The following is a 24,475-nucleotide window of genomic DNA, read 5'->3' as shown; positions in this document are numbered from 1 at the left end:
TATTACATCTATAAATATGTTACACAAATTTAGTACCTAAAATTAAGCGAAACGTATGGATACCAGCCATCTGAAGAATGCCCCATTACAAATCGCACAACCGTGAGTGATGCCGGAGCGAAATAAACGCCCCCTCCTACACCGTGGTGCCATATTGTTGATGCTTCGTCACGTTTCCATACCCTGCCAACATCATAAAAGCCCAGTAAGCCAATTTGTCCGGGTAAAACATAACTTACCAGGTCGCCGAGCTTTGCCCTAAGCTCTAAGTTATTGTAAAACATGTGTTCTCCGGCAAACCTAAACTGACGATAACCGAGCAGATTGCCCTGCCCGCCCAGGTAAAGTGCCTGATAAAAAGCGGGTTTACCAACGGTTACCCCACCGCCAAAACGATCTGCCAAAATGAAGTTTTTTCTGCCATCGAGGTTTTTATACAAGGCAATGCTGGCTGTAAACTGTCCGTAAGAATTAGAATACTGATTTACACCTTTATAACCCAGCAACTTAAAATCAACATAACTTCCCAGCGTTGGCAACAGGTCGTTATCGCGGGTATTGTTGGTAAAATTAACAAATGCTCCTGCAAACATCTTTTCGTTGCGGACAGTTAATGAATCAGCCGAATGTAACAGTGATGGATTTTCAATAAAACGTCCGTCGTTATCTTCTTTATTGTATTTATAATATTGATATGACGGACCAATGCTTAAAGTAGATTTTGGCCTGCGCCACCTGATGGCAGCATCAACCTGATAGAGGTTATAACGTGCACGGTAATACCTGATGTCATCACCATGCTCATCAAAATGGGTTTCATTGCCCAAACCAAAGAAATTCTGGGTATTGTTTGGTGCAAAAGCATCGGCTTTTACCACAATATCGCCTTTACCCAATGCTTTTAACCATTCGCCCTTATAGTTGAACCTAAAAGCTCTTGTAGAAAAGGAATGGAGGAAAGAAACGGTTTGCGAATTGCCATAAGGCTGTTTCCTAAAACCCGGATTGGTTTGTTTGTAGATTAAGCCCAGTAATACCCCATCATCCTGATTGTAACCTGCGTTTAATAACCACGAATTGCGGCGGTACATATCTTTAGGGATATAACTGAAATTTGAAGTATCGTTAGAGATTATTTTTCTGATTTTATCTGCATCATCACCGTTGTAGGTGGCTTTATCTTTTCTTCCGTATAACCTTACCAAGCTGTTGCTGCTGGCGAAATCGTAAACTTTATTGCCCTTGCCACCAATGATTCTGATTTTGATATTAGAATTTTTATTGTTCAGGATCAGGCTATCGTTTCCGTTGTGCATGTACACCCTGATTTCTCTGGTTACTTTAGGATCAAATTTCCTGTCGAAGAGTTCATCTTTGATATTTCCTTCTTTGGATATTTTATTTATTTTCACCCTTAAACCGTTATCATCTGCATCGGTAATCCGGATCAGTTCATTTTTATTGGTTACCTCGATATCCACAACGCGGTTAAAGAAGTGATAATACTGGTTCATTAGTTTTGGCAAAGTGGCAATCCTGTTGCGCATTTGTGCCAGAAAGGCATCATGATGTAAGGAATAACTTGGCTCAGGCAATTTTTTCAATGCTTTTTCGAAAACGGCATCGTTATAATTTGCACAGAAATCTTTTACAATCTGATCAAATTCTTTTTCATCAATATTGGCAGTCCAGCGGCTGCTGATTTCCCTGCCTTCCCATAAAAACCAATTGATGTTCTGGATGCCACGTTCGTAGCCCTGCATCATTGGTAATAAGGAAGATGACTGTGTGTAACGTTGTAAAAAGCCATCCGACCTGAAAAATACCTGGTCGCGGTCTCTCGGAACCGGCGAATAAACGGAACCATCTTTGGTTTTGGTTTCTTTCCACCGCCATTGGTCTTCGTGCCTGTCCCAATCGCCTAATAATACATCAAATGCCCTTGCCCTTACCCAGGCCGGGCCATCCAGTTTATTGTCGTTATCGTCAGTAAGCTTTTTATCCATTTTGGGAGAACTATCTGATTCTCCTGTTGGTTCACGCTCTTCGAATAAACATAGAGTATTGGCAAAAGCGGGTTCAAACTCACCTAAATTATCATCGGGAGAAACCCAGCCGATAATCGGATTGCTGTGTGCAATGCCTCCTGCTTTGGCCAGCTCAGGCACCACAAGCGCCGAAAAGGGGTGCTGTGCCGACATGTTATCTTTAATTACATCTTTGGCAAAAGTTTCGCGTAAGGCAGCAGGCAATAGCACTTCGGGGTATTTTTCTACGCTGCGCAATACATATTCTTTACCGTTTTTATCTTCTAAACGCAATGAACGCGATTGATTGCCTCCACCACGTTGGGTAGCTTTTAAACCACCCATCATCTGGGAAACCCGCAGCACAGGAACCTTTGTTTTTCCGGCATATTCTTTACGGTAATTTTCGCCAAAAACGTAACGGTGGAAACGGCCAACACTATCATATTCCGGCTTGATGCGCACAAAAATGCTATCTGCGGTAATCGGTTTATCCCTGTTGCGCACTTTTTGGGGAATGGTCTCGAACTTTTTAATGTAACTGTAAACGCGTTTAACACTGGTATCTGAATAGATATAGTATTCGTAGCGCATGTCGTTATTTTTCAACTGATCGGCCACAACATACCCTTGCTGCATTTCGTGGAAAAGAGAGGTTTTCCCTTCTTTATTAGGCGATACTTTTGATCCTGAACCGCTGATGATCTGCAATTGTTTTCCTTTGATTAACTGCAGCCCATGCTCATGGCCGGCAACGTAAGTTACATTTGGATAATCGCCAAATACACCTGTTACGGATTTGATCATATCTTTATAAGCCGGGTGATTTAAATCTTCAGGACTTAATAAAGTGGAACGAAGCAAAGGATAAACGGAACCCAAAACCGGTAAAGGAATGTAGAGGTTTTTATTTAACGAGGTTAATGGAAAAAGGTGGTTTCTTAAATTGAAATACCCCCCATGTGGGCCATAACTCTGAAATGGATGGTGCGAAGCTAAAAGGATTACTTTATCTTTATTTTCTTCGAGCAACTGTTCCATCCTCACCAAAACCTCATCCTTGGTACGGCAATCGCATTCGCCATTTGGATTAGCTTTGTTATACGGAAACAACCACCATTCGCTATCGTAGGCAATAATGGTTAGTTTATCGGTTAGTTTTATAGCTACAGGATCGGGACAGCCGTTTTCGGGAATCAGTTTTAATAACGGATCGTTTTGTGCTTTCAGGTAATCATCCTGCGCTTTGATTTTTGCCAGTCCTTTTGGTCCGGATTTATCCCAGTCGTGGTTGCCGGGAACAAAGTAAACCGCAGCGCCCATTTTACGCATCGGTTCGAACTGCGAACGCAGTATTTTTTTTGTTTCTTCTTCTTCTAAACTTCCCGGCAGGCCCATTCCGGTAGGGTAAATGTTATCGCCGAGGTAAACTACAGTTGTTTTTTTAGGGAGGATCTGCTTGGCCGCATTTTTTAAATCCTGCATTTGGGCAGGGTTCATTTCGCCTGCATCACCAAAAAGAATTACTCGGTATTTTACATCATCCTGCGCAAAGACAATGTAATTGATTAAAAATAAGATGGTAAAAAGGGTAAATCTTTTAATCATAGTGTAGCATTTGTATAAAGATAGTTATTTTAAATTATTTTGTTTTCCAAGCATAACGTTAAGTTATCACTCCTCTCTGATTACCGTCATTTCGGGCGGAGTATAACGCAGCCGGGAACCCGAAGGCTCAGCGAAGCTAAATCTACCTCGAGATAGATCTCTCCCCGCCTGTACGGGCAGGCATTTCGCTACGCTTCAGTCGAGATGACGGTTTATCTACAAGATGACGAACATTCAAGAACACCAAACCTTATTTCTTAACTTTAAACAACAAAATATTACCGGCGGCCAGGGTTCCGCCTTCGTTAGAGATGTACAGGTTATTATCACGATCAAAGGCAATGCCTTCGGGCTGGTTGAATAAGCCCGGATCTAATGCCTGAATAGCTTTAACTTTAAAATCAGCATCGGTAATCACCAGCAGTTTATTTACGGATGAAAGTACATACCACTCGTTGGTTTTTGGGTTTTTAGCCAATGCTGAAGGACGGAACCTTGATTTTGAGCTTCCTGATGCTTTTTCGATTTCTTTATGTGAAAGGCTGAATTCTCCGGCAGCGGTTAACGATCCATCATCGCCCACTTTAAAGCCATAAATGCTGGATGCTTTGGCTTTAGAATCGGGTTTACTATCCTTGGTTAACACGTAAATCATGTTGTTTTTCTCATCGGCCGCCAATCCTTCATACTCCGCTTTAGGTACAAGATCTTTGGTTTTGGTTACGTTGGTGGCTTCTGGCTTGCTCAGTTCCGAAATGGGGAAAGTATGCAGTTCGCCATTGCTTTTTAATACAATGAAATAATTTTTGATAATGGTAACATCTTCATAATCGCCTTTGCCGCCAAATTTAGTAAACTTTGATTCTTTATCGCCCAAACCTAAATGGAACAGGTCGCCGTCTTCATCCTGAATGGCAAATACTTCTTTGGGATCGCCGTTATGAAATACAATACCCGAAATTTCGAAAAGATTATGCGGCATATTGTATTTTACGGGGTTGGCCAGATCGTAAGGGAAGTCCGGTTTTGCTGCTGCATTGGTTGAGGTTGCTTCGGTTGTATCGCCTTTTTTATCATCGCGGTTACCGTTTACACAGGATACACTAAAAAAAGCAGTGGCAATTAAAAAGCTGGAGGCAAGAAAAGTTTTATTGTATTTCATAAGGGTAAAATTTAATTGTCTGTCCATGGTCTGTGTCTCACAGACCATCGGTAAAAGTATGTGGTCCGTGGAGACACGGACCACGGCGTTTATTATTATTATTTTTAACCACTCACCCGTCATCTCGACCGTAGCGGAGAGATCTATGAACGATTAGTTATCGCTTGATAGATTTCTCCATTTTGCTTCGCTTCAGAGGCAAGAAAAGTTTTATTGTATTTCATAAGGGTAAAGTTTAATTGTTAAGCCATGGTTGCCATGGTCTGTGTCTTCACAGACCATCAGTAAAAGTAACCTCCTATGGTCAGTGGAGACACTGACCACGGCAACTTAGCCCATGGCGCTTTATTTATTTTTCAAAAACTCATAAATATCATGCTGGGAAGAAACAAGAACCCCGCCAGTTTTAACCGGACTGTTATCCATATGTTCATCTATACAAACGGCCTGAACATTATCCTGTTTCTGGATTTCAATCATTTCTATCATTTCCTGTTTAATCTGCTCATTATAAATGGGAAAACAAACTTCGATCCTGCGGTAAATGTTGCGGTTCATCCAATCGGCAGAACCCATGTACACATCATTTTTACCCAGGTTATGAAAGATAAATACGCGGCCATGTTCTAAATAACGATCAACTATGCGGGTAACCTTGATGTTTTCGCTCATGCCTTTTACCCCCGGAATCAGGCGGCAGATGCTCCTTACAATCATATCAATCTTTACGCCGGCCTGCGAGGCTTCATAAAGTTTATTGATCAGTACTTTTTCTTCAAGGTTGTTCATTTTAATGGTAATGCCCGAAGGTTTTCCTTGTCTGGCATGTTCAATTTCGCGGTCGATCAGCTCCAGAAAAACCGTTTGCAGGTTGAACTGCGCCACGAGTAAATGCCTGAAATTAATCAGATTGGCAGCGCTTGGTTTAACCCTTTTGGCAAGGAAAATAAAAAGCAGTTCTACTTCACGCAGCATTTCCTTATTGGCCGTCATTAAAATATGATCTGTATAAAAGGCAGCTGTGCTTTCGTTAAAGTTTCCGGTGGCAAATAAACCCGAATAATGCATCCGGTCGCCTGTTTTTCGTTTAACCAGGGCCACTTTGGCATGTACTTTTAAAGCGGTAACACTGTAGATGATATCAACGCCAACCTCTTTCATTTTTTTAGCCCATTTGATGTTGTTGGCTTCATCAAAACGAGCTTTAAGCTCTACCAGTACAGTTACTTTTTTACCGTTTTTGGCCGCGCTGATGAGTGCATTTACAATTTTAGAATCGCTGGCCACGCGGTAAAGCGTCACATATATTTCACGTACATCTTCATCAATCGCTGCTTCGTTAAAAAAACGCAGCACACTGTCGTAACTTTGGTAAGGCGTGTGTACAATGATATCGTTTTTATAAATGGCTTCGGTTAAGGAGCCCTCAATCAGGTCGGTATTGCAGAGTTTTGGCCAGTTTTGGTTGGATAGTTTTGGAGAATTAACCGGAAAACCCATAAAATCTTTCAGGTTATGGTACTGCCCACCCTCTATCCTGTTGGCTTTTTTAAGATTGAACAATTTTTTGAGCAGTTCGAAAACATTGGCTGGTATGCCTGGCTGGTGAAGAAAGCGCGTAGCCAGACCTGAATCACGTTTCAGCAATTGTTTCTCCAGCTGATCGGATAAACTACCAGAATATTCATCTTTCAGATCGATTTCGGCATCCCTTGTAATCTTGAAACTGTAACAACCTGTAATTTCTCCTTCGGGGAAAATCCTGTCCAGATGGAAACGAATAATATCATCCAGAAAAACAATGAAGGTTTCTTCGCCTGCTTCTACCTTATAAAAACGCGGCAACTGACTGGAAGGAATATTTAGAATTATCGTTTCGGTTTCCTCGTTCTTTTTTAAGGTAATGAGAAAATAGAGTTCGTTATTGGAAGGAAAAAAATTGGTATCCTGGTTAATGTGAACGGGCTGTAAAAAGGCCATCACCTGACTCAAAAAATACCTGGTAACGCTTTTCCGGATTGCTGTTGGAAATGGTTCACCATATATTAGATTGATTTTATTCTCTTTAAGTCCGGGAATAAGATCCGACTTGAGTACTTTACCGTAACGTTGTTGCTGATCAGAAATAAGCTGATTGGCGGTATTCAATAAATTATCGTCGATTTTAATATCGTTATCTTCTTTATTGCTCAGTTTTTCAAGGGCAAGCAGCACAGGCATCCTCACGCGGTAAAATTCATCGAGGTTGGAAGAAAATATCGATAAAAACCTGATCCTTTCTAAAAGCGGAACGGTTTTACGTTCGGCTTCCATTAAAATACGTTCGTTAAATTTTAGCCAGCTTAAATCCCTGTTGAAAAAAGCGGTTTCGGTTGTTGTTTCCATTAAAGTTTTCCGTACGCTGCGTATGCAATTACAAATGCCAATACTGCTGCAATTAAGCCAAACATGAAGATATTATAAGCCAGGCGGATCAGTTTATATTTGCGGCCCAACACCACCCCTTGCGAGTACACATCGGTAATAAGGGTTCCGTATAAAAAATCTTTATCGTTCATTACCTTAATCATGCCTTCGGTATAACTTGGCAGGCTCATTTTATAAAAGTTACCAAAAAACAAGAGGTTTACTTTTTTCTTGTCCATATCTTCCTGGGTAAATTCTCCTTTTGGAATAGATGGACGGGTGGATAAAATGGAAACCACCACACAGGTTAAACTGACCATCAATAAAATAAAAGTCGGAATAATCAGGTTGCCGTGATCTTCTAAACGCCTCAACAATAAACTCACGATCAACGAAAGCATAATCGAATTTACGGTAATGAGGATATGTGCTTTATTATCGGCCATATCGCTCAGGCGCTGGTTATTGGCCGAAGTAATCCTGAACATGGTTTCGATACCTTTATCAGGCCGGTCGTCTTTATCTTTTTTCTTTTTGTCCTTGATAATTACCGGTGCAAAATTTTTAGGTTCTTCGAGTTCGGTACTGATTTCTTCCTGCGGGGTGAGTTTACTTTTCAGTTTTTCGATATTTTTCTGCTTCTGGTCGCTCAACAACAAATTGGCATAATCGGTATGGTAATGGTGCGATTCCATAAACTGGATATCTTTTTTGCGCCATTCGAGTTTACTGATGTCTTTTTTATAAATCAGTTCGTTTTCCTTGTGCATCAGTTTTCCTTTTGCACGGAAATCGGGCAGGCCTAAGTGAAAAAGGTCGGCATCACAGATGATTTTATCGATTTCGTTCTTAGGTTGCTGTGGAATTTTAGTTGCTAAAATAGCGCTTTTCACGCTATCGCGTACTTCCTGGTGTACCTTATGTTTGGCTAAAAAATCATCGGCTAGTTCGGCACCTTTTGCTTCGTGGTTTAAGGCATCTTCAAAATAGCCGGTATCATGAAAATAAGCTGCAACGGTAACGGTAAAAAAATCCTGCTCGTTGAGCTGATAGTGATTGGCGATCTGCTGAGCCGCGTTTACAACTTCCTGGGTATGCTCAAAATTATGATAAACCAACCGCGGATCGTTATGGGTATGGAAGTAATCGCTAACGTGCTCTTTTACATCTTCCTGCAATTGTTTATAGTTCATGAACGTAAATATGGGGGTAATAATAAGTTATTTTGGGGAAAATGCATTGTTTTAAAATGTTTTTTAACTTAAATTGTTTTGATTTTTATGATTATAAAATTACGTTTATTTTTTGATGATGGAAATAGTTTGGAGTTGGAAGTCTTCAGTCCGGAGTCCGAAGTCTATAGTCTTAAATCAAAAAGTCGTCATCTCAAATGAAGCACAGTCCCGAATATTCAGGAGAGATATCTATCTTGACAGATTTCCCGATTGCGTTGCACTCCGTTCGAAATGACGACCGTATAAAGATCCTGAAATAAATTCAGGATGACGTATTGCATTGAGCAATAGCCAGTTTTCAATGACCAAAACCAATGACTAATGACTAATGACCAATGAAACATAAATCATTTCACACAATACTCTACTCGATGTGCTTCCCATAAAGCCGGCACTTCGAGTTTATAAACTAATCTTTCTAAAACCGCTGCAGGCACAATGGCATCACGGTTTTTATTTTGGCTGTGCAACTGCTGATAAGGCACTTCGATATACTCGATGCGCACTTTTGCTCGGTACGAATTGAATAGTTCTATTAGTTGCATCCGCATCTGGCTGGTGGTATTGGTGGCATTCCAAACAAACGATTGCTGTTTACGGAGGTAAACCCTGGCCTGTTCTTTCGCTTCCTGAATTACCTGTCCGTTGCCTTTTTTATCCGTTGGCGATATCCCTCTTTTAATACGTATGGCATCAAGCGAGATTACCGGCCAATCTTTATAGTGCTGTTTGATAAAGGTATCTTTTCCTGCACCAGGTAATCCACTCATTAATATCACTTCAGCAACCGACTGTTCGAAAGGGATATAATCTACAAAAGCATCATCGTGCTGTAGATAATACATTTTAGCTTCATTAGAGGCAAATTGCCGGGCGTTACCCCAGCAATTGTGCTCTTTACAAAACTCTTCGAAACAATTAATCCGATACAACATCTCTTCCTGATCGCTGCAGATCCGTCCTAACATATCAGCGCGTGCCAACAGCGCCAGCCATTCGGTATTAACCTCCATACTGGCTTTAATGAGTGCTTTAAGCGGATCAGGTTTTTCGAATAACCAAATTGGTAAACCATGGTACCTCACCAGGCCTACTATCTGCTCGCGGATAGCGAAAGGCGTAAATCCGCCCATATAAAGCAATTGTCTGGCAAATTGAGCTCCTTTACGCGCATGTCCGTTAGAGGTGATGCTTCCATCAGTTTCGAAAACAGTGGTGCTGTATTTTTCCACATCGTGCAATAAAGCTGATGCCCATAAAATTTCCTGATCCTGCTCTGACAAAGCCTTATAAGCTTCCTGACTTTCTAAAGCAGCCAAAACCATCTGCGTATGTATGGCCACATTTCCTTCGGCATGGTAGCGCGAATCCTGCGGCACATCGTTCATTCTTTTTACCCAATCGAAACGATCTTCGAGATCATTCCATTGTTTGTTTTTACTAAAGGTCCACATGGTTACCTCCTTCGTTTAATAGCGATGCACGTTTCCAGTTTCTGGTCCAGTGTTCATCTGTTTTAACATGCCCTTTTCTTACGTATTTAAATACGTTTTGAGCAAAATCACCTACTGAGTAACCATCAGCGTTGCGGCTAACAATGCCTTCCATTGTTGTTTTGCTTTTGTCGTATACATCATAGGGATCAAACGTACCCGAACCTGTAACGAAGCTTAACATTTCCTTTTCAAACTCTTTCTGATCCACCGGTGCAGGTTCTGTTTTCAAAACCGGAACGGTAGGCAGATCTAATAAATTTGCATAAAACTGTGTTTCCTCCCAGCTCAACCAACGCTCATTTTCGCGGATACCGAATACATAATAATGATGTTCCAGTTTCTCGTACCTAATGGAATGGATAGCATAAAGGTTCTCTAAAAAGAATTCGAGATCGCCCAGATCGTTTTTGATCAGCTGCCAGAACCGCCTTAGGTTTTCTGTCCAGGGTGAAGTTGTTGGTGCTGCATGCGAGCGGGCGAAAACGCCATATTTGGAGAGACAATTGTTTTCTCCATCCAGTTTTTCGGTATGTATAAGTATTGAGATCTGTTGTATATTGTCCCAATAGTCGTGCTGTATCCTGTCGTCGCTCGTTGTTCCCGGCGAAAACGGATAATGATAAGTACGACCATATTTTTGTGAAATAGCCATATTGTAATCAGTAAAATAAAAGATAAACAGTAATTACTCCCTCCCCGGATGGGAAAGGTCATTTTAACATTGATGTATAAATGAAATTACATGACTCAAAGACTTATATTGTTAATACGGAAGCAAATGTAGGGAAAATTGTTGGGAGTCAATAAAAAAGTCGTCATCTCGACCGAAGCGCAGTCCCGAATATTCGGGATAGATCTCTACTGACTTAACTATTATAATTTGTCATTCTGAGTGCAACGAAGAATCTTTACTATTTCCTTCAAGATTTTCAAAAATCACTCAATTAATAAAAGATTCTTCACTACGTTCAGAATGACAGAAAATAGATCCTGAAACAAGTTCAGGATGACGTATCGCGTTGGATTTGGGCATGCACAGTTAATCCCTGAGCGGAGTAGAAGGGTAAACAATTAACCATAGTCAGTTTACAGTTGGCAATTTGCAGTCACCAGTGAACTAATGAACAAAAGAAAGTAGTCCAAAGTCCTTAGTCGCCAGTCCATAGTCAGTTACCTCCTGAGCGGAGTCGAAGGGTAAACAATTAACCATAGCCAGTTTACAGTTGGCAATTTGCAGTTACCAATAAACAAATGACCAATAAACTAATGACCAATAAACTAATGACTAATGAACTAATGTTCTTCGCCTTCTTCCTCTTCGTTCTTCACTTTACTCAGCAAATCATAAGCGCCTTTTACCACCACTTTAGGTTTGCTTACCTTTTCTGCAAATGATACCTGCGTGTAGCCATTTTCGGCAACATCTGTTTTCACTTCCATCATGCGGTAACGATAAGCCAGTTTTGAGGCCGATTGCTCGATAAATACATATTTTTTGCCTTCAAATTCTACAATAGCGGCATCGGGCAAGGCTTCAACTTTGCTGGCACCGCTTTCTACGTACGCTTTCAGGTACATGCCCGGGAGCAGTTGCGTATCTTCCTGATCGAGGTGGCAATGCACCTGTACAGTGCGTTCTTTACTAATCTCCCTACCAATTAAATGTACGGTTGCCATGCGTTCTTTTTCTTCATTAGCTAAGGTAAAACGCACTTTCTGACCAATTTTAAGTTTGGGCACATCCTTTTCGAATACCGTAAGCTCCGCATGTAAATGTTCGGTATCGGCAATCTTGAAAAGCTCATCTGTAGTACTTGCAAAAGCCCCGATATTCGTATTTACCTGGGTAACATAACCGGCCATTGGTGCATACAGGTTAAAGGTTTTTAAAATCGTCCCTTTTTCCAAAGCTGCGAAATTGATATTGATCAGCGAGAGTTTAGAGCGTTGCCCCAATAACCTGGCACTTACACTCTGGTATTCGCTCCTGGCCTTTTGAAGTGCTTTTCTGGAGTTTACATTTTCTTTGGCCAGTTCTTCCTGCCGGTCCAGCTCCTGTTTTAAAAACTGCAGCTGACTTTTATAATCGAGGTAATCCTGCTGCATCTGGATAAATTCGGGATTTTGCATTACCGCAACCAATTCGCCTTTTTTTACCCGCATTCCCTGCAACATAGAGGTACTCTTTACAATCCCTTCTAATGGTGTGGAGATGGAAACCAAGCTCTGTGGCGGCAAATCGAGCATGCCGTTTACTTTGGTTGTGCCACTCAGTTCTTTTAGTTCGATTTCGCCCAGGGTAATTTCAGCCAGTTTATGCTGTTCAGGAGTTAAAGTAACCACGTCGCTTTCTTCATGGACAGCTTCTTTTTCCGGCGCTTTTTCTGCTTCAGGACTCCCACAGGCGCTGAGGAACAGCGCTAAAGTTAACAGACTTAAATATTGATATATGGATTTCATGTTTCTACTTTTTATAATGAACTGGAATTACCGGTAAGGAATTCGATATGGTTAATGCTTTGGTTAAGCTGCAATAAAGCCATCAGATTACTTTCGTAAATGCTGTTTACCTGTTTTAGGTTGAGCAGGTATTCGGAATAACCGATCTCCCCGTTCTGATAGGCAATGCGGCTGTTCTTTAAAATCAATGCGGCATTGGGCAATGCGGAGCTTTGAAAATAGCCATAGCGATCTTTGTTTTTGATGTATTCGCGGAGTATCTGCTGATATTGTCCGCTTAGCCTGCGCTCCTGCAAATCGAGATCACTCGCGGCAATATCTTTACTGATGGCTGCCGCTTTAGCCTTTGCCGAATACGATTTATAAAACAAGGGAAAGGCCATACCTACCTGAAAGCCCTGAAAACGTTTACTCTGGCCAAAATATATCTCGCTTCCATTTACGTTCTGAAAACCGGTAAGCGACTGGTTAAAATAACCCAGCGTAATATCAGGAAGCGCTTTTGCCAGTTCCACTTTCCGCTGTTTATCGGCAATTACAATCTGTTGCCTGAAATAAGCCAATAATGGATTTTCTTTTACCGAAGTGCTATCCGATACCGGAACAATACTTTTCTCCTGAAGGTACTTTTCAGCAATTTCCACGGTATTGCTTCCCAATAAAGTAAACAGCTGACTTTTATAAATTTCGATATCGGCACTATTCTGCTCCAGCTGACTTTGCACCTCTTTTAACTGGGTTTCGGCTGCTACCTTTTCCAGCAGGTTGCCTTCGCCGGTTTTATATTTCAGCGATGCTGATTTCACAAAACCTTTATAAATACTATCTTGCTGCAAAAGCAGTTTCTCTTTCGAATAAAGGTACTGGAGATTCGTATAAACCGTTTTTACCTGATAAACCAATTCATTTTTGGTCGATGCTACCTGAAACCGGCTGGCTTTAATCCTTTCACCTCCTAAGGCAGCATTTGCCGAAAAAAGTGTAGGAAAAGGAATGGTTTGCGAAATAGTAAAGTTCTGATCGTTTTTAACCAGGCTGTTGTATTGGCCGTACATCATCGAAACATCGGTTTTGGGCATTTCGAAAGTCGTTTTCTTTAACTGTTCCTGCAAACTTACGCCTAAACTGGCGCTGCTAACTGCCTTGTTTTGTTGTAACGCTGATGATATCGCCTGGTTTAAGCTTAAACCCGGTGTTTGTGCTTTTGCAGAAGGAGCAGCAAAAAGAGAAACCATTAAAATCATCAAACCAGCCACCGGTGCAAGTTTGATTTTTTTGCTACCCATTTTTTCTACCCACATGTAAAGGATCGGCAGTACCAAAAGGGTAAGCAAAGTAGCGGAAAGCAAACCACCAATTACCACCGTTGCCAGTGGGCGTTGTACTTCGGCACCGCTTCCGCCCGAAATGGCCATTGGTAAAAAGCCCAGTGAGGCTACCAATGCAGTCATAATTACCGGGCGGAGCCTGATCGAAGTACCTGTTTTGATAATTTCTATTATATCTGTCATTCCTTCTTTTTTTAACCTGTTAAATTCACTGATCAGTACAATCCCGTTGAGTACGGCCACGCCAAACAGCGCAATAAAACCGATACCTGCCGAAATACTGAAAGGCATTCCCCTCGCCCACAGCGCCAGTACCCCACCAATGGCCGATAAAGGAATGGCGGTAAAAATTAACAGGGCATGTTTAATGGACGAAAAGGTAAGGTAGAGCAATAATAAAATGAGCAGCAAGGCCAAAGGAACAGCAATGGCCAGCCTTTTATTCGCGGCCTGCAGGTTTTCAAAAGTACCGCCAAAGGTTGGATAATAACCGGGCGAAAATTTAATATCGCTATCAATTTTCTGCTGAATTTCCTTTACAATGCTCTCTACATCCCTGCCCCTTACGTTAAAACCAACGGTAATCCTGCGTTTGGCATCATCGCGCTGGATCTGGTTGGGGCCTTCTTTATAATCGATATCGGCCAGTTGTTCTAACGGAATCTGGTTACCTTTGGGTGCAGTAACGAAAAGATTTTTCACATCCTCCAACGATTGCCTGTTCTCTTTTTCCAGGCGCACCACCATATCGAAACGTTTTTCGCCTTCAAATACCAAACCTGCCACTTCACCGGCAAAACCCGAACGGATAGCGGTATTTACATCTTCAATATTAAGGCCGAACTGCGCTATTTTATCGCGGTGGAATTTAATGATCACCTGCGGAAGCCCCGAGGCCTGTTCTACATAAACATCCTGCGCACCTTCTATTTTACCTGCAATTGCACCAATTTTCGACGCATAACTGCTTAGTTTGGCAAAATCTTCACCGTAAATTTTAATTACCACGTCCTGCCTTGCACCCGTCATTAGTTCGTTAAAACGCATCTGTATAGGTTGTTGGAATCCAAAGGTTACCCCGGGAATGTATTGCTCCAGCTTTTTCTGCATTTTTTGTGCGAGTTCTTCTCTTGTTGAAGCGCTTGTCCAGTCGCTTTTATCTTTCAGGATGATCATCAGGTCGCAGGCTTCTACCGGCATCGGGTCGGTAGGGATTTCACTCGAACCGATCTTCCCGATTACTTCCTTTACTTCCGGGAAATTGGCTTTCAATACTTTTGCGGCACGTGTTGAGGCCTCAATCGTTTGCGATAAACTACTGCCGGTTAATACACGGGTTTCTACGGCGAAATCGCCTTCTTCTAAAGTGGGGATAAATTCGGCCCCGAGATAATTGAAAATGATTAAACAGATGGCAAATAATGCCAGTGCGATGCCAACCACCAATACCCTTGCCCTGATGGCAAAATTGAGCATCGGGGTATATATCCTTTGGAAGAAAGCCATAATCCTGTCGGAAATGTTTCTTTTTGTGCTAATGGTTTTGTTCAAAATCAGCGCGCTCATCATCGGTACATAAGTAAGCGATAAAATAAAAGCACCCAGGATGGCAAAAGCAACAGTCTGTGCCATTGGCCTGAACATTTTACCCTCAATCCCTACCAATGCAAGGATGGGCAGATAAACAATGAGGATAATTATCTCTCCAAAAGCCGCACTGTTCCGGATTTTTGAGGCCGATTCGAAAATCTCTTCATCCATCTCCTGCTGGCTTAAACGGTTCCGGTTTTTACGGAGGCCGAGGTGATGAAGTGATGCCTCTACAATAATTACAGCACCGTCTACAATCAGTCCGAAATCTATTGCACCCAGGCTCATCAGGTTTCCGCTTACGCCAAAAAGGTTCATTAAACATACGGCAAACAGCATGGCCAGTGGAATTACCGAAGCCACAATTAAGCCGGCACGGAAATTACCTAACAGCAATACCAGTACAAAAATCACAATCAATGCCCCTTCAGCCAGGTTTTTGGCTACAGTGCCAATTGCATTGTTTACCAGTTTTGTGCGATCGATAAAAGGCTCTATTGCTACACCTTCGGGCAGGTTTTTAGCAATCTGTTCCATCCGGGCTTTCACATTGGCAATCACTTTTGATGAATTGGCACCTTTAAGCATCATTACTACTGCACCAACCACTTCACCCTGGTCGTTCCTCGTCATGGCGCCATAACGTGTAGCTGCACCAATCCTCACTTCGGCCACGTTACGGATCAATACGGGGATGCTATTGGCATTGGTGCGCACCACAATGTTTTCGATATCTTCGATGCTGTTAATCAAACCTTCACTCCGGATAAAATAAGCGTTGGGTTTTTTATCAATGTAAGCACCGCCAGTGTTCTGGTTATTCTTTTCGAGGGCGGTAAATATATCGCTGATGGAAATATCCATGCTCCGGAGTTTATCGGGATTGAGCGCGATTTCATACTGTTTGAGGTATCCCCCAAAACTGCTCACGTCGGCGATCCCCTCTACGCCTAACAACTGCCGGCGCACAATCCAATCCTGGATGGAGCGGAGTTCGGTGGCATTATATTTTTTTTCGTATCCTTTTTTAGGATGGATCACATATTGGTAAATCTCGCCCAAACCGGTGGTTAAAGGTGCAACTTCGGGTGTTCCTATTCCTTTGGGGATGTTCCTTTCTACTTCGGCCAGGCGTTCGCTTACCTGCTGACGGGCCCAGTAAATTTCTACATTTTCTTTAAAAACAACGGTAACCACCGAAAGTCCGAAGCGGCTAAACGATCGGATTTCTTCAATTCCGGGGATCGTAGCCATGGTTTGCTCTACCGGGTAGGTTACAAACCTTTCAATATCCTCTGCCCCGTTGCTGGGCGAGTTGGTAATAATCTGCACCTGGTTATTCGTAATATCGGGAAGTGCATCAATTGGCAGTTGCTTTAGGGAATATATGCCCCAGGCAATCAACGCCAGCATCATAATCCCCACCAGCAATTTCTGCCCGATGGAGAACTGTATTATTTTGTTCAGCATTATGGGTATAATCAAAAATTAATAAATAGCACAATTGCCTGCACTTTTAATGTGTAGCACATGCTAAAATTCATGGACGAGACATGTAAGAAAATCTGATTAAACGAGTTTTGGCGGTTGCCAGACATCAACAGACTGTTTTTTCAGATCAGAGCAATAAAAGCCCGGATATACCTGCTGAAAAACAGGAACGATCAATGCAGTTGTTTTTTCAAGAGGAAAATGTTGCGCAACAGAACAGCAGGCACAGCTGCAGAACGGCGGACACATTTCGCCACCGGCATGATCGCCTTTGGCCGCATCGCGGTGAACAACAGTTTCGAACTGAGCGCTTGTAGCCATATCATCCCTATCCTGGCAAGGCGTAACGCCCAGAAGAATCAGGTAAAGGGAAAATAAAAGCACAAAGTATTTCATTGGGAGCAAATGTAATGAATTTTGTGGGAAAATCGGAGAGCGTCGGGCGGAGAACGTTCCCCCATCCGCCTACCGGCACCTTTCTACCTCCCCCAGCCCCTCCTTTAGGAGGGGAGCTCCCCTCAGGGTTTTATACAATGCCAGTGCACGATAATGTATGCATCATGCTATCGGCCCCCTGCCATCCGGCATAGGAGATTTTCGCAGGAAAAAGCACGGAAATCTTTGCACTAGCCACTCATAACCCCACCCCCCAAGGCAGGATCAAGCGGGAGCGGTGGGCAAAAGCAAGGGTAAGAGCCTGGATACTGCCGCAATAAAGATTTCAGTAGCTTTTTACAAGAAAGGATCCAAGCCTTGATCTTTTGTTACTTTTGGATCAAGCCAAAAGTAAGCGCCCTTAGGCGGCGCAGAGCAGATCCAAGCCTGAGCGCAAGGCCCTCCCCGGTTTTCATAGGATTAATCAGGAAATCTTAAGCAAATTACTGTATTGGATCTGGCTCCATACCACTATTACGATTTGCTTTCTTATCACTTCCAATTAAATCGCGTGCGTAGGCATTGGCCCTTTCATATTTTTTAAAAAGGTCGGCTTTAAACCCGTTTGTTACTACACCATCATTTTGAAGATATTCATTTACAAATTCCGCGCGGATTGCCCTGAAATCGAACAATAGTAATTTATAGGTATTTTTTTTGGCATCTACCTGGAACAGTGTATCAACAGATGTAATTATTGTTAATACAGCGCCTAAAATAAGAATAATATCCTCACAAAAATATTGCGGATTCTTTGAGCCTGAAATAACTGTGATTAAGCCTGCAAGAAGGATTTGAGTAATCCTTATCAGGTAAAAAAAGCCAATATAAGTATTTGCTTTACCTTCTATTCTATCTATTTCATTTTGAATTTGCAGGTAAAATTGATCCTGGATGGTTGGGTTTTTCATCGGGTGAGCATTAACTAGTTTAAAAATAAGAAAATAATTTTAACTATACCAATAACTCGCTTGCCTTGTAAAGACTGGCAATTAATTAAAAATTCAAACTAGCATCAAACTAACACCTGCATACATCAAACTGTTAACTGCACATATAAAGTAACCTACCCCTCCGATAAAGTTGCGAACTGCAACAATAGATCTGCCATCGGAAAGTATAATGTTATCAACTGCAAGTTTAAAACTACCGATGGAAAGTTTATAACTTTCGCCTGATCCGATAAACCTACAAGCTGACAGTATAATGTTGTCAATGAAAAGTTTAATGTTTTTAACTGCAAGTTTATAACTATCGATTGCGAAAGAAATGTTACCATACGCAAACCTAAACCTACCGATGGCGGGTATCATGTTGTTAACTGCAAGTATCAAATTGCTTACTGCCAGTATCATGTTGTTAACTGCAAGTATCAAACTGTCTACTGCAAGTATCAAACTAACACAGGTATGCATTTAATGGTAGTTGTACGTCCCTAACAGATCCGTAGTTACGCTCAGGATGACAAGCCTACTCGAACTTTACCCTGATAAACCTCGGCCGGTAAAGATTGGGGTGAGTTTGTAAATCCTTTAAAAAATCGAAAGAATTTACATTATAACTAATGAGCAACTCTCCTTTTTTTGATAAACCCGGATGTGCCTTAGCGTTGTAGGTAAAAAAAGATTTCAGTACAATGGCTTCAGAAGTATCCCAAAGCTTAATTACCCTACCAAAAGGGCCATAAGGTGTTTTGCCAAGCTGCATACAAACGTATTTCCCAATGCCACTTTGCTGAAAAATTAATGCATACCGTCCGTCGGGCAGTTGCGAAAGACTGAGTTCATTAGAAACCTGATCGGTTACCGCAACAGATTTTTTAATATCAGCCTGCCAGTTTTTCCCGTCCCAATAGTTCCATTTATCATAGTTTTCAAATGCTGCAGGTAACACCCTTGCCACCAGCAGTTTTTTAGTTTTCCCGAATGTACCGTACACATAAATGTATCCATCGGCATTAGCCTGGCCCGCCTGTTTTGTGTTTACATAAATGCCTGCACCAAAAGAGCCTGTTTCACCATTTTCGTCGAGGTAAAAAGGCGTATCTTTTTGTTCATAATTTTGAAAAGGTAAAGCCTCGCTGGCCTTAATTTTAATCAGCGTATTTCCCACTTCAGCAAAGCCGAAAGCCCCACTACCAGTACTTTTAATCCGGTAACCGAAAATAAATATAGCATTATCCAGTTCCTGATTTACAAAACCATCGCCGAGCCAGTAATAATCACCTACATTGGTTAAGGGAGTTTTGGGAGAAAATATAGATTCGGGTTTTTGATCAGCGTTTTTCCAGCTGAAGCTCATTTTCTTAGGGTCAGGTTCATTTCCAGTTAAAACCGCAGCAGCATTATGGATCATTTTAGCACCAGGCTGCATTTTGCCACCGGTTACCTTCCCGATCATGCTATCGCTAAAAATAAACAGTGTCTTTTTTGCCTTTGGCGGAGATGCTTCCTGCCCGTTCAGCGGAATACTGTAAATGCCATCGCCACCAAACCAGCCTTCCGATCTATAAAACAGGTTTGTCCATTCGGGAGCGGCGGTCACGTTAAATTTGATGCTGTCAAGTTGCTGTGCCTGTACCGGTGCGTAAGCAAGTAAGCTAAACAAAAAAATAAATCCAATACTTTTCATTAGGTGCTTTTAATGAACAAAATCGAAGAATAAAGTTCCGCTGAAAGTTTTACCATCTGTTTTGTTCTTCTGACTTTGAGGCCCCATCACTAAAGCCGGTTGAAACTTGGTACCTATGGCACTGATGCCCTTTAAAAAACCTATATTGCCTTCGGGGAATGCAGGTTCTACATTGTTATTGCTTAATGCAGCAGCTTCGCGTGCGGGGCGGTACATTTGCAAATAAGTATCCTGATCGGGAATATAGACAGTAAAGGGCGCTTCCTTATTTTCTACCACTACCCAGTTTACTTCTGCATGATAACCTTTAAATTCAGGATATCCCCATGTTTCGCCAGTGATCGAATTGTTATAATCTTTTTGCCAAACGCCAAATTGCGGGCCTTTTAACCTGTTTTTCCAAACACGGTACGGACCACGGCCAAGGTATTTTATCCCGGTGATTTTCTCTTCCGGGTAATTGAACGTAATGCCCATAAAGTCGGCATCGCCCTGCTGGCTAAATTCATATTCAAGTTTTACCGGTTTTCCGGGTTCAAATGTCCACTTTGCATGTAAATTACCTGCGCCCTGATAATCTGACTCGACAATGTATTTTTGTCCCCCGGCTTTAAAGCTGAAATTTTTCAAGGTGGTATTTACACCTGCCAGCAATGGGCCATTTGATAAAGAAATGGTAGCACTGGGTTTAGCTACTTTCTCCAGATAACCAGTTGCTTTGTTAAAATAATAAGTATTGCCATCCTGTTTAACCAAAAGTGATCCATCGGTTTCTTCCGCTTTTACAACAGCAGCAGGTATAGTATTTTCTTGTTTTGCGACCATCAGTTGAGCCGTTTTTACCGGCCAGCTCCAGGTAAATATTTCTTTCTGATCGGGACCATAAACCGTTAAATACAAAGCATCGCTCTGCGACCATGATTGTGGTAAAGGCAAATCGAGCGTACCTTTTGTGCCAGGTTTAAGGTTTGATGCAGCAGATCCTGTTGCAGTGATAATTGCCTTTGTTGAGGCATCTTTCGCGCCCGGAAAATTTACCAGTTTCCATTTAAAGGTACATTTATCGAGGCCGGTGAAAGCGAACCTGTTGGCAATCGGGATTTTACCCTTAAATTTTTCATCAATTTTTGGAAGATCGACAAAAACCGGCGACCATATTTCTTTTATGGCATAAAAACTGCCTTCTTTTTCGCGGTGAGGGCCAACAATTCCATCCGGTGCATGGTTACCATCGCCATCGTAAATACCGTTTTTGTCTGTCCTGATTACATTTTCATCAACCAGTGCCCAGATAAAACCACCTGCACCGTGTGGATGAATCAACATCTGGTTCCAGAAATCATCTAAAGCCGCACCAGCACCACCATCGTAAAGGGCATGCATAAATTCTGTCGGGAAGAAAACTTCTTTTCCCGATGTGGCTGCTTTTACCATGTAATTGTAATCCGGATAATGTTTGGTATCTGTTCCGTTAAATTTTTCCCAGGGATGGATTACAGTCCGTTTCTGAGGATCGTAAAGGGCATAATCGTTATCGAGATCGGTATTAAATCCACCTTCATTGCCATTGGCCCAAAAAATAATGGAGGGGTGGTTCACATCCCTGATCACCAGTTCTTTTACCAGCCGGTGCCCGGTCGGATTATCGTATTTAGCCTGCCAGCCCGTTAATTCATTAATCACATAAAGCCCTAACGAATCGCAAACATCTAAAAATTCGGCGTCGGGAGGATAATGCGACATCCGCACAGCATTCATATTCATCTCTTTCATTAACCGCACATCCATCAAATGTACTGCAGGACTTAATGTACGTCCGGTTTCGGGCCAGAAACTGTGGCGGTTAACCCCTTTTAAAAGTATTTTAGCACCGTTGACATAAAAACCATCACCGTTGCGTACTTCCAGCGTACGGAAACCAAATTTCTGCTTTACCTGATGAACAAGCTTTTGCTTATTTTTAACCTTAACCACCACCTGGTACAGATTCGGAAACTCCGAACTCCATAATAAGGGGTGCGAAAAGCCGGATTGTAGCTTTTGGGTGCTATCCTGCAGATTAACTTTTACCGAAAACGGTTTACCCAAATTTTCGCCATTCAATTTCTTTACCTGGGCTTCAATTATATCGTTTGCACTTAAATTTTGTCCATACACATCAACCCGAAACGAACCATCTGCTTTTGCATCTATTGCAAGCCTTTCTATAAATTTATCAGGAACGGTTTCCAGGTAAACAGGCCTGAATATGCCACCGAAAACCCAAAAATCGCTTTTCCTTTCCGCATTATTGATAGAGGCATTGGCCGACATCTTATCTACCGTAACTTCCAGCAAATTCTTTCCTTCAGGTTTTAAAAGCTTTGTAATGTCATATTTGAAGCGGTAAAATCCGCCCTGATGCACATCTCCTGCAAGTTTTCCGTTAATGGTAACCTTAGTATCCGTCATAGCACCTTCAAACACGATAAATACTTTCTTCCCGGTTATTTTACCTGTTGCAAACTCGTGGCGGTAAATGCCCTGCTCTTTAGCTTTATCCTTGTCATGCCCATAATTGTAACTTCCAAAACCTTGCAATTCCCAGTTGGAGGGTACCGGGATTTTAGTCCAAACCCCACTTTTACGTCCAGCAGTACAGTAAAAATCCCATTGTTTAGTATGGTCTTTATCCGTTCCGGAAAGGTAAATTCTGGTAGTTTCCTGCGAGAAACCCTTATAAAAAACTAATAATAAAAGTAATGGGAGTAATCTTTTGATCATGGTATATCTGGCATTAGCGTTAAAATTTAACCGCCTTTTCAGGCTTTTAAATATGGCGTTTACAAGATAACGGAATTTATGCTGAGGTAAAGCCAGTTAACTACTTTGATACAATAGCCGGTTCGAAAATCACAAAACTAAAAAGCCTCCAGCTGTAAGGCTGAAGGCTCTCGTTTTCCCAAAACGCAATAATTTAATTATTTCGCGCTATTTTTTTTCTCTGTTACTTCAGCTCTGATATCCTGAGCTAAAACTTTAAGATCCTGCATTGCTTTACGTACACGTGTACCTGCAGCAGCATTTCCACCATCATAAAACTTGGTTACATCTGCCTCAACTGAAGCGATCAGATTTTGTACTTCTTTAAATTTGTCCATAATGTTTTTTTGTTACCAGGATGACAGACCATCCATATTTCAATTTTTATACGCTCTGCTCAACAATAAGCAGGCCGCAAAACTAATCATTTTATTTACAATCAGCTGTTACAGCCCAATAAAGACGTTTTTTTGAGTAATTTATTGCAACTATTGGTCATTTTTGTCCTACCGGATTAAATTTCCCCTGATTTTGCCATAAATAAAGCTTTTATTATATGAATTAATAAAGAGAAATATCTCATGTAAAACGGGATTTGGCTCAATGTATGATTGAAACGCGTAAACGTTTATTTTGTTTGCCCAAATCATTAACTAAAAAGGCCGCAACATCCGTTGGGGCCTCTTCTTATCAACTAACTAAACCTGTAATAATACTAACCAAATATTTTACACCGCAAAAGTAAAAACGGCATGTAAAGCTGGTGTTAAGATTACATTAAAAGCGATGCATTTAACATCGGTTCGGGAAGGATAAATGAGTGAATTTTATATAGAAGAACACTTTTAAGCCATTAATTACTAACTAAAAATACAAGATTAAACCAATTTGTTGATTTATATCATCAAAATAATTTCAAAATTAATCTAAAACTGTAATATTAAACATACAAAAAGTTCAAAAATACATTTTCTTATTTTATCTTTGCGCCATGAAAATTGCCAAACAAACTTCTTTTGCACTTCTTTTAACTGCCTTACTTTCTTCATCATCAATAATGTTGATGGCTCAACAAAATTCCAGCAAACACGTAACTCCTTTTGAAAACGTTGATAAAGTAAATGGTAACGCTGTAATTGAAAGATTAAGCGCACAAAAAAGGAGCCGTAAGAGTGGCAATGCTTCAAAAGCTGAATACATTATCAACAGAAATGATTTAACCATCATTACCTTTAACGGACTGGAATATTTAGTTAAAAATAACCGCGTTATTGGTATCCAGGGTTTAGAACTTTCTGAAGAGGTACTGGATCAGATTACCGATAAACTGGTATTGTTGGATAAAGTTCAGCATGATTACAGCGAGCGTGCAACTACAGAATACGATAACCGTTTATTCTTGTTATCACTTAAAATGTTATCAAGCACCACCAGAGATATTGCTGCACTTGCAAAAGCAGAAAACCCATCTTTAAATGTAGAAAACAACATCGCAAAAATGCGTTTGCCAAATGTAGACAGGACTTTAGAAAACCAGGCTACCCAAACGCTGGTACAACTGAATAAATAATATTTTCCTTTTCAGGATATAAAAAACTCCAATAGCTAAAGCTGTTGGAGTTTTTTGTTTTTAATGGCCTGAACGATTAGGCATTAAATTGTCGACAAGCTGCAAAAGATCTTCATTGCGAAGCCAATTTTTCATTGGATGAAGTAACCTTCCTTCCTTTTACGTCCGATTACAAACAACTTGTTCGATATCGGGCATTTTTAATTTCCTAATAAAATATAAAACGCTGATAAA

General features: G+C 41.3%; 15 protein-coding genes. 1 reads left to right on the top strand and 14 read right to left on the bottom strand.

Going from position 1 to position 24,475, the window contains the following annotated elements; all coding sequences use genetic code 11:
- Positions 1 to 29 precede the first annotated feature (29 nt).
- From ABD769_RS08190 to ABD769_RS08125, 14 genes are all read right to left on the bottom strand, one after another.
- Entirely contained in the window at positions 30 to 3,635 is a 3,606-nt protein-coding gene (locus tag ABD769_RS08190) for a BamA/TamA family outer membrane protein (RefSeq protein WP_344850926.1), read from the bottom strand.
- Positions 3,636 to 3,885: 250 nt separating this feature from the next.
- Positions 3,886 to 4,797, bottom strand: coding sequence for an SdiA-regulated domain-containing protein (locus ABD769_RS08185; protein WP_344850925.1), 912 nt, complete (start codon positions 4,795 to 4,797; stop codon positions 3,886 to 3,888).
- Between the two features lie 345 nt (positions 4,798 to 5,142).
- On the bottom strand, positions 5,143 to 7,182 hold the full coding sequence (gene ppk1, locus ABD769_RS08180; protein WP_344850924.1) for a polyphosphate kinase 1: 2,040 nt from the start codon (positions 7,180 to 7,182) through the stop codon (positions 5,143 to 5,145).
- Positions 7,182 to 8,396 (bottom strand): Pycsar system effector family protein, encoded by a 1,215-nt coding sequence (locus ABD769_RS08175; RefSeq protein WP_344850922.1) that lies wholly within the window; start codon positions 8,394 to 8,396, stop codon positions 7,182 to 7,184. Before ABD769_RS08175 ends, ppk1 begins: the two co-directional genes overlap by 1 nt.
- A gap of 389 nt (positions 8,397 to 8,785) precedes the next feature.
- The gene (locus ABD769_RS08170; RefSeq protein WP_344850921.1) at positions 8,786 to 9,892 is read right to left on the bottom strand and encodes an AAA family ATPase; all 1,107 of its coding nucleotides are present in this window, start codon (positions 9,890 to 9,892) and stop codon (positions 8,786 to 8,788) included.
- Positions 9,879 to 10,586 carry an RNA ligase family protein gene (locus ABD769_RS08165; protein WP_344850920.1) on the bottom strand — a complete coding sequence of 236 codons (708 nt, stop codon included), beginning with the start codon at positions 10,584 to 10,586 and terminating at the stop codon, positions 9,879 to 9,881. Before ABD769_RS08165 ends, ABD769_RS08170 begins: the two co-directional genes overlap by 14 nt.
- A 641-nt stretch (positions 10,587 to 11,227) precedes the next feature.
- Positions 11,228 to 12,394: an efflux RND transporter periplasmic adaptor subunit gene (locus tag ABD769_RS08160; protein WP_344850919.1), complete on the bottom strand. Its 1,167-nt coding sequence runs from the start codon at positions 12,392 to 12,394 to the stop codon at positions 11,228 to 11,230.
- A gap of 11 nt (positions 12,395 to 12,405) precedes the next feature.
- Positions 12,406 to 16,782: a CusA/CzcA family heavy metal efflux RND transporter gene (locus ABD769_RS08155; RefSeq protein ID WP_344850918.1), complete on the bottom strand. Its 4,377-nt coding sequence runs from the start codon at positions 16,780 to 16,782 to the stop codon at positions 12,406 to 12,408.
- Positions 16,783 to 16,881: 99 nt separating this feature from the next.
- Entirely contained in the window at positions 16,882 to 17,199 is a 318-nt protein-coding gene (locus ABD769_RS08150; RefSeq protein WP_344850917.1) for a DUF6660 family protein, read from the bottom strand.
- 482 nt (positions 17,200 to 17,681) lie between these two features.
- Complete coding sequence (locus ABD769_RS08145; protein WP_344850915.1) at positions 17,682 to 18,149, bottom strand: hypothetical protein; 468 nt, start codon at positions 18,147 to 18,149, stop codon at positions 17,682 to 17,684.
- A 93-nt stretch (positions 18,150 to 18,242) separates the two neighbouring features.
- Positions 18,243 to 18,635 carry a hypothetical protein gene (locus ABD769_RS08140; protein ID WP_344850913.1) on the bottom strand — a complete coding sequence of 131 codons (393 nt, stop codon included), beginning with the start codon at positions 18,633 to 18,635 and terminating at the stop codon, positions 18,243 to 18,245.
- A gap of 73 nt (positions 18,636 to 18,708) precedes the next feature.
- Positions 18,709 to 19,869 (bottom strand): DUF4185 domain-containing protein, encoded by a 1,161-nt coding sequence (locus ABD769_RS08135; RefSeq protein ID WP_344850912.1) that lies wholly within the window; start codon positions 19,867 to 19,869, stop codon positions 18,709 to 18,711.
- 9 nt (positions 19,870 to 19,878) lie between these two features.
- On the bottom strand, positions 19,879 to 22,632 hold the full coding sequence (locus ABD769_RS08130; protein WP_344850911.1) for a glycoside hydrolase family 2 protein: 2,754 nt from the start codon (positions 22,630 to 22,632) through the stop codon (positions 19,879 to 19,881).
- 197 nt (positions 22,633 to 22,829) lie between these two features.
- Entirely contained in the window at positions 22,830 to 23,009 is a 180-nt protein-coding gene (locus ABD769_RS08125; protein WP_025142680.1) for a hypothetical protein, read from the bottom strand.
- 653 nt (positions 23,010 to 23,662) lie between these two features.
- Here ABD769_RS08125 and ABD769_RS08120 point away from each other — a divergent pair.
- Positions 23,663 to 24,241: a hypothetical protein gene (locus ABD769_RS08120; protein WP_344850910.1), complete on the top strand. Its 579-nt coding sequence runs from the start codon at positions 23,663 to 23,665 to the stop codon at positions 24,239 to 24,241.
- Positions 24,242 to 24,475 lie beyond the last annotated feature (234 nt).

It is taken from the genome of Pedobacter jeongneungensis (assembly GCF_039538295.1).
In the GTDB taxonomy this organism is placed as follows: domain Bacteria; phylum Bacteroidota; class Bacteroidia; order Sphingobacteriales; family Sphingobacteriaceae; genus Pedobacter; species Pedobacter jeongneungensis.
Note: the sequence above shows the minus strand (reverse complement) of the source record. Positions and strands in the feature narration are given on the sequence as shown.